This window comes from Virgibacillus oceani (genome assembly GCF_014638995.1).
Lineage (GTDB): Bacteria > Bacillota > Bacilli > Bacillales > Amphibacillaceae > Virgibacillus_E > Virgibacillus_E oceani.
This window is the reverse complement of record NZ_BMFR01000013.1, coordinates 93,293-100,105: the sequence shown is the minus strand read 5'-3', so window position 1 is coordinate 100,105 and position 6,813 is coordinate 93,293. Positions and strand designations below refer to the sequence as shown.

Sequence of the window (6,813 nt, the reverse complement as noted above, 5' to 3'; positions counted from 1 at the left end):
GGTGAGACCCCGGAGCGACGAGCAAAACATCCACCGAATAAGCTACGAGTTGTGAGGAGTGCAGCATCGCCGAAAATGCTTGCAACACGACGAACACCCAGCGTGAGGAGGCTCATCAGCCGCCCACGGAAAGCGAAGTGTATACGGGCTGCGGGACCAAAGAGCGTCCAAAATAATGCAAAATCACCACAAGTATTTACGTCGCATTTTACGGAAACTGCGTAGCAAAAGCAAAATATTTATAAAAAACCTTTTAAAAAATCCAGTAAAAGTGTGATAACATACACTTTTACTGGATTGTTTTTACCCTAATTTCGTTCTTTTTGCTGCTTTTTCACGTTCGTTTTTATTTAAGATCTTCTTACGTAGGCGAATCGATTCTGGTGTTACTTCACAATACTCGTCATCACCTAAATATTCGATCGCTTCCTCTAATGACATACTTTTTGTTTTTCTGATTGTCGCAGTTTGATCCTTGGTTGCTGAACGGACGTTTGTTAAATGCTTTTCAACAGTAATGTTTACAGTCAGATCATTGTCACGGTTATGTTCTCCAACGATCATACCAGCATAAATTTCAGTACCGGGTTCAACAAAGATTACGCCACGGTCTTCCAGTTTCATAATACCATATGTGGATGCTTTACCATTTTCGAGTCCAACTAGAACCCCTCTCGTTCTTCCGCCGACTTGGCCTTTAAAAAGTGGCTCATATGCATCAAATGTGTGGTTTAGAATCCCATACCCGCGTGTTTGAGACATAAATTCAGTTGTATAACCAATTAATCCACGTGAAGGTACCTTAAACTCGATACGAACTTGGCCATTACCATGGTTCACCATATCGATCATTTCACCTTTACGTGCACCGAGTGATTCCATGACTGCCCCCGTATACTCTTCAGGAACGTCTACTTGTACACGTTCATAAGGCTCACATTGCTGACCATCGATTTCTTTTATAATAACCTGTGGCTTGGAAAGCTGTAATTCATAGCCTTCTCTTCGCATATTTTCAATTAAAATGGATAAGTGTAATTCACCACGGCCAGACACAACCCACGCATCAGGTGATTCTGTTGGATCTACACGAAGGCTAACATCAGTTTCTAGTTGTTTCATTAATCGTTCTTCAATTTTTCTCGATGTTATATATTTACCTTCTTTCCCTGCAAACGGACTATTGTTTACAAGGAATGTCATTTGCAGTGTAGGTTCATCGATACGCAGCATTGGCAATGCCTCAGGATGTTCCACCGGACAAATTGTCTCTCCAATATTAATGTCTTCCATCCCTGAAATTGCAACAATGTCCCCGGCTTTGGCTTCTTCTATTTCAATCCGTTTTAAACCAATAAAACCAAACAATTTTGTAATACGGAATTGTTTTTGGGACCCGTCCATTTTCATAACAGTAACTTGCTGGCCGACACTGATTTTTCCGCGGAATACACGTCCAATTCCAATTCTGCCTACATAATCATTGTAATCAAGCAATGTTACCTGGAATTGCAAAGGCTCCCCGGTTGAATCAACAGGTGCTGGGATATGATTCATAATTGTTTTAAAAATGGGATCCATTGTTTCCTGCTGATCATCAGGTTCTTCCCCAGATGTACCGTTTAATGCAGATGCATATACTACAGGGAATTCCAACTGTTCATCATCTGCGCCAAGTTCGATAAATAAGTCCAGAACTTCATCGATAACTTCATTCGGCCGTGCACCCGGGCGATCAATTTTATTTAAAACAACAGCCGGAGTCAGTTTTTGTTCTAATGCTTTTTTTAACACAAATCGTGTTTGTGGCATACAGCCTTCATATGCATCCACAACTAATAGTACACCGTCAACCATTTTCATAATGCGTTCCACTTCACCACCGAAGTCAGCGTGACCTGGTGTATCTAAAATATTGATTGTTGTATCGTTATATTTAATTGCCGTGTTCTTCGCAAGAATCGTGATTCCGCGTTCACGTTCAATATCATTAGAATCCATCGCACGTTCATCAACGTGTTCATTTTCACGGAAAGTTCCTGAGTATTTTAACAGCTGATCCACAAGTGTTGTTTTCCCGTGGTCAACATGGGCGATAATCGCGATATTTCGAATATCTTCTCTTAATTGCATAGACGTACGCTCCTCTTTCGTTACGAATAACTCAAACCATACTATTATATCATATTTATCGACATCATATTATATTTTTTGCTAAAAAATTAATACCTATCCCGTTATTGCCGGGAAAATCGCAGCACAAATTTAGCACCGCCAAGTTCCGATTGTTCAACAGCTATCTTTCCACCGGACTGTTCGACTATAGCCCTGGCAATTGCTAGTCCTAACCCTGTTTCCCCGTTTTTACCTTTAACAAAACGATGGAAAATATGCTGCACTAAATCCTTTGGAACCCCTTCCCCATCGTCAGCGATTACGATGAAAACAGTACGATCTATTTTCTTGGCTTCGATTTTCACTTGTGAATTTGCATGGCGAATACCATTGAATGTTATATTCAATAATGCCCGCAGCAGTTTTTCTTGATCGGCATGTAGCATTAAATCTGCGTCTATGTCACGAACAAAGGAAATTCCTTTTTCATTTACTAATGGCAATGCACGGTCTACAACCTGATCAATTAATTCACTTACCCGAATTTCCTCAGGCTGATAAACTGCTTGCTCACTGTCCAGTTTTGCTAACAATATCATTTCATTAATGATTGTTTTTAAACGCTTCACCTCTGTAACCATCACTTCCAAGCCTTTTTCTTCATCTTCCTTATCAAAAATATGATCCCGAATACCCTCTGCATAGCCTTGAATAGTCATTAATGGTGTTTTAAGCTCATGGCTTGCATTTTGGAAAAAAGCTTGCTGTGATTTCATATATCGCTGCAGCTCCTCAGCCATTTCAACTACACTTTGTTCAACCTCTTTTATCTCACCAGTAGCATTGATACGTTCAATCTGATCAAATTGCCTCTTCTCTATCTTTTTCAATTGCAATTTCAGTCTTGAAAGGGGAGTAACCAACTTGTTTGTTAAAAAATAACTAAGCAAAACAGCTGCACCCGTTCCTACAATAAACACAATTAACAGCCGTACAAAAAAGTTATGCTGTACTGCCTGAAGGTCATTTAGCGGGGTCAGCAAAATAAGCTCAAGCCCTCTGCTTTCAGGATAAAATGCAATTCTCGATGTTACATATTTATCATTGCCATATTCCCACAAGGACTCTTTCTCATCAGTAAAATTGTTATTTATAAAAAATCCATTTTCCACATTTTTAGACATTGTTGAATCGAGAACGCGATTTAATTGTTTGTCATATACAAATAATTGCAAATCCTGCTCCTCTAAGAAATCACTGAACTGCTGAAAGTTTTGAATTGTACCAAATTCTTCGTTCAAAAATGAAACAATTAACTCACCATTTTGTTTCAATTGCCGCTGCTCATCCTGAACTAATAAATTTAAAATTAAAGAGTATATGACAAATCCTGTAACAGACAATATCACTAGCAGTAATGTTGTAAATGCTGCATTCAGTTGATAATGAAGTTTCATCGTTATTCCTCTTCGCTTCGAAACCGATACCCAAAGCCCCATACCGTTTCGAGCTGAATACCGTCTAGTTTTTTTCGTATACGTTTTACTAAATCATCAACTGCTCGGTCGCTTCCAAAATAATCTTCTCCCCAAACCTGAATCAATAATTCCTCCCTTGAAAACGCGCGATTAACATTCTCTGCGAATAATAGAAGCATATCGAATTCTTTCGTTGTAACCTCGTGCTCCGCTCCCTTCCAGAAAATACGACGATCACTTTTATAAATTAATAATTGATCCACTCTCACCTTTTCTTGAGAGGATTCGTTCATTTCATTCATTGTTCGTGAACGTTTAAATAGCCGCTTGACCCTTGCTATTAACTCCCTTGGGCTAAATGGCTTTGTTAAATAATCATCTCCGCCAAGCTCCAATCCAAGTATTTTATCAATCTCATCATCTTTTGCAGAAATAATAATGATCGGTACATCACTTTCCTGCCGTATCTTTTTACAAAAATCATATCCGTCCATACCTGGAAGCATGATATCCAGTATCCACATATCCGGGGGCTGCTTTTCCCACATTTCAAATCCTTCCTCGGCCGATCCAAGTATACTAACTATAAAGCCTTCTTTTTTCAAATAGGCATTCACGATATTTTGGATATTTTCATCATCTTCTACAACTCCAATATGGTATTGCATCTGCCTGCCCCCAATCATTCCAAATCTATTTAATTCTATTGTACACAAGATAGTCCATGTACACACGGAAAAGCAAATTACACACTTTTTCTACATTTTTACCAAAATCCTCCCAAATAGCATTTGTACAATAAAGCTATACTAAAAAACATAAAGGGTGATTAGATGGAACACAACGATAATCAACAGGAACACATGAATAATCAAAGTTCATCTGAGCATTCAGTAGACAATAACCCAGCTCAACAGGAGGAATACAGCAATACTGAAAGCACACAGAGTCATATTGAAAAAAACCAAGGTTTAGCACAATACGCTAAGGAAAACAGAGGTAAAAAGTTCAAGTCTCACTCGAGGTCACATTCCTTTTTAAGTGGCATAATTGGCGGATTAATTTCAGCTGTTGTTGTCGTGTTTTTATTTACATCCAACATTATTCCAATCAGCTCAAGTGACAGTAATGACGGCTCAGCCTCAGCGGAACAAGACAGTAAAGACCCGGAAATCACGCAAACCATCGCTTCTGGTGATGGTGATGTAGCTTCCAGTATCGATGAAACATCTGAAGCAGTTGTCGGTGTTTTGAATCTGCAGCAGCAAAATGTTTGGACTCAAAGTAAGGAAGCTGGATCAGGATCTGGAATTATTTATAAAAAGGAAGATGGCAAAGCGTATGTCGTAACAAATAATCATGTGGTTGAAGGCGCGGAAGAAGTGGAAGTCGTATTAAATGATGAAGAGCATATCAAAGCAAAAGTGTTAGGATCAGACGCTTTAACAGACCTTGCCGTTTTAGAAATCGATGGCAGTAAAATAGAAACTGTTGCGAAACTTGGTTCATCCGAGGATTTAAAAGTTGGGGAAACCGTTATTGCAATAGGCAACCCATTAGGAATGACTTTCTCAGGATCTGTCACAAAAGGAATTGTAAGTGGTCTTGAACGCTCCATTGATATTGATACAAATGGTGATAACAGACCTGATTGGGTAACAGAAGTAATTCAAACAGATGCAGCAATCAATCCTGGTAATAGTGGTGGTGCATTAGTAAATTCTGATGGTGAAGTTGTTGGTATAAACTCGATGAAGATTGCCCAGGAAACGGTTGAAGGTATCGGATTAGCAATTCCAATCGATTCCGCACTTCCAATTATGGAACAATTAGAAACGAAGGGTGAAGTTGCACGTCCATTTATTGGCATTAGTACAGCAGCTTTAGAGCAAGTACCTAGACAATATCAAAACAGAATTCAGCTTCCTGAGGATGTTGATGGCGGTATGGTTATAGCAGCCGTTGAGACTGGTTCCCCTGCTGCTGATGCAGGACTAAAGCAATTTGACATTATAACGAAAATAAACGACCAAAAAATAACTACCATTTTAGACTTAAGAAAATATATGTACTCAGAAACATCTATAGGTGATAAGGTTAAAGTTGAATTTTATCGAGATGGAAAAAAACAAACAACAGAACTTACTTTAGCGGAGCGAAAAGAGAACTAAAAGCAGGTTGAAATTAAAAAGGAGGGAATTTCCCTTCTTTTTTTATTTCAAATCGATATAATCTATTATATATGTACTTTCGATGGATCTCTGCCCAAGTGCGGTGAACCCGAATGGATTTGTCCTTTGTGTTAATCACATCAAGAAAATAGCGTATTAAAAAGAGGATTTAATAGAACATTGTCGAAAGTATACATATTAAGGAAAATATTTAAAGGAAGTGATATTATGAATTGTCCATCCTGTGGTCAACAAACAGAGGAAGGAAAATTTTGTACGAACTGTGGTGCACAGCTGCCTAATGAGGAATATGCTGCTACTGCTGACCCGACGATTAACATGGCCCCTCAGGTAAACCAATCTGGGCAACGTGAACAAACGGGGAATGTACAGAAACCAAATGAAGCAGCAGAAAAATTAAAAACAGCAGGGTCGAATTTTGGCCACTTTTTTGTCACACTGCTAAGAAGTCCAGGTGAAGCAAAAAAAGCTAACAGCAATGATTTAATCTCTGCATCCATTACAATCGTTATTTTTTCAATATTAATTGCTTTAGGCTATCATTTATCCCTTAACTCTGTGTCAACCGGATTTTTCGGTGGTCCGTCTTTTTCATTTTTTGATAGTTTTATCTTGCCTTTAATCGAATTTATCATCTTATTTATAATAGTAGCAGCTTTAACGTTTGCAGGGGTTAAGATAACTGGCCAAACATTGTCATTCACAGACGTTCTTGCAAAATATGGTGGATATTTAACACCTTTCCTTGTATTGTATGTAATCGGGTTTTTGTTTACATTGGTTGGCCTTTCTTCATTTTCAGGATTACTTATATTGGTTAGTATCTTAGGTACACTGTTAATCGCACCTACACTTATCCTGCTTGAACAGCCTGCAAGTGGGTTTGACCGTATTTATGTATTAATCGCAATTTACGTTGTTTCATTGTTGGTACTTGGATTCTTTATTCAGTCATTCATTCAGAACATTCTTAGCAGCTTAATGGGGGGCAGCTTGTTCGGTGGATTTTAGCTAGTTAAAGGAGGATG

At 38.6% G+C, this 6,813-nt stretch carries 5 protein-coding genes; 2 read left to right on the top strand and 3 right to left on the bottom strand.

Annotated features, from left to right (window positions below):
• Positions 1 to 303 precede the first annotated feature (303 nt).
• The 3 genes from typA to IEV74_RS14585 all read right to left on the bottom strand — a co-directional run bounded on the left by typA (position 304) and on the right by IEV74_RS14585 (position 4,261).
• The gene (typA, locus tag IEV74_RS14595) at positions 304 to 2,133 is read right to left on the bottom strand and encodes a translational GTPase TypA (RefSeq protein WP_188456108.1); all 1,830 of its coding nucleotides are present in this window, start codon (positions 2,131 to 2,133) and stop codon (positions 304 to 306) included.
• Between the two features lie 104 nt (positions 2,134 to 2,237).
• Positions 2,238 to 3,572: a sensor histidine kinase gene (locus IEV74_RS14590; RefSeq protein WP_188456107.1), complete on the bottom strand. Its 1,335-nt coding sequence runs from the start codon at positions 3,570 to 3,572 to the stop codon at positions 2,238 to 2,240.
• A gap of 2 nt (positions 3,573 to 3,574) precedes the next feature.
• The gene (locus IEV74_RS14585) at positions 3,575 to 4,261 is read right to left on the bottom strand and encodes a response regulator transcription factor (protein WP_188456106.1); all 687 of its coding nucleotides are present in this window, start codon (positions 4,259 to 4,261) and stop codon (positions 3,575 to 3,577) included.
• 165 nt (positions 4,262 to 4,426) lie between these two features.
• Between IEV74_RS14585 and IEV74_RS14580 the strand changes: the two genes are divergently transcribed.
• Both IEV74_RS14580 and IEV74_RS14575 read left to right on the top strand, forming a co-directional pair.
• On the top strand, positions 4,427 to 5,764 hold the full coding sequence (locus IEV74_RS14580) for a S1C family serine protease (RefSeq protein ID WP_229683207.1): 1,338 nt from the start codon (positions 4,427 to 4,429) through the stop codon (positions 5,762 to 5,764).
• A gap of 228 nt (positions 5,765 to 5,992) precedes the next feature.
• Positions 5,993 to 6,796: a zinc ribbon domain-containing protein gene (locus IEV74_RS14575; RefSeq protein WP_188456105.1), complete on the top strand. Its 804-nt coding sequence runs from the start codon at positions 5,993 to 5,995 to the stop codon at positions 6,794 to 6,796.
• Positions 6,797 to 6,813 lie beyond the last annotated feature (17 nt).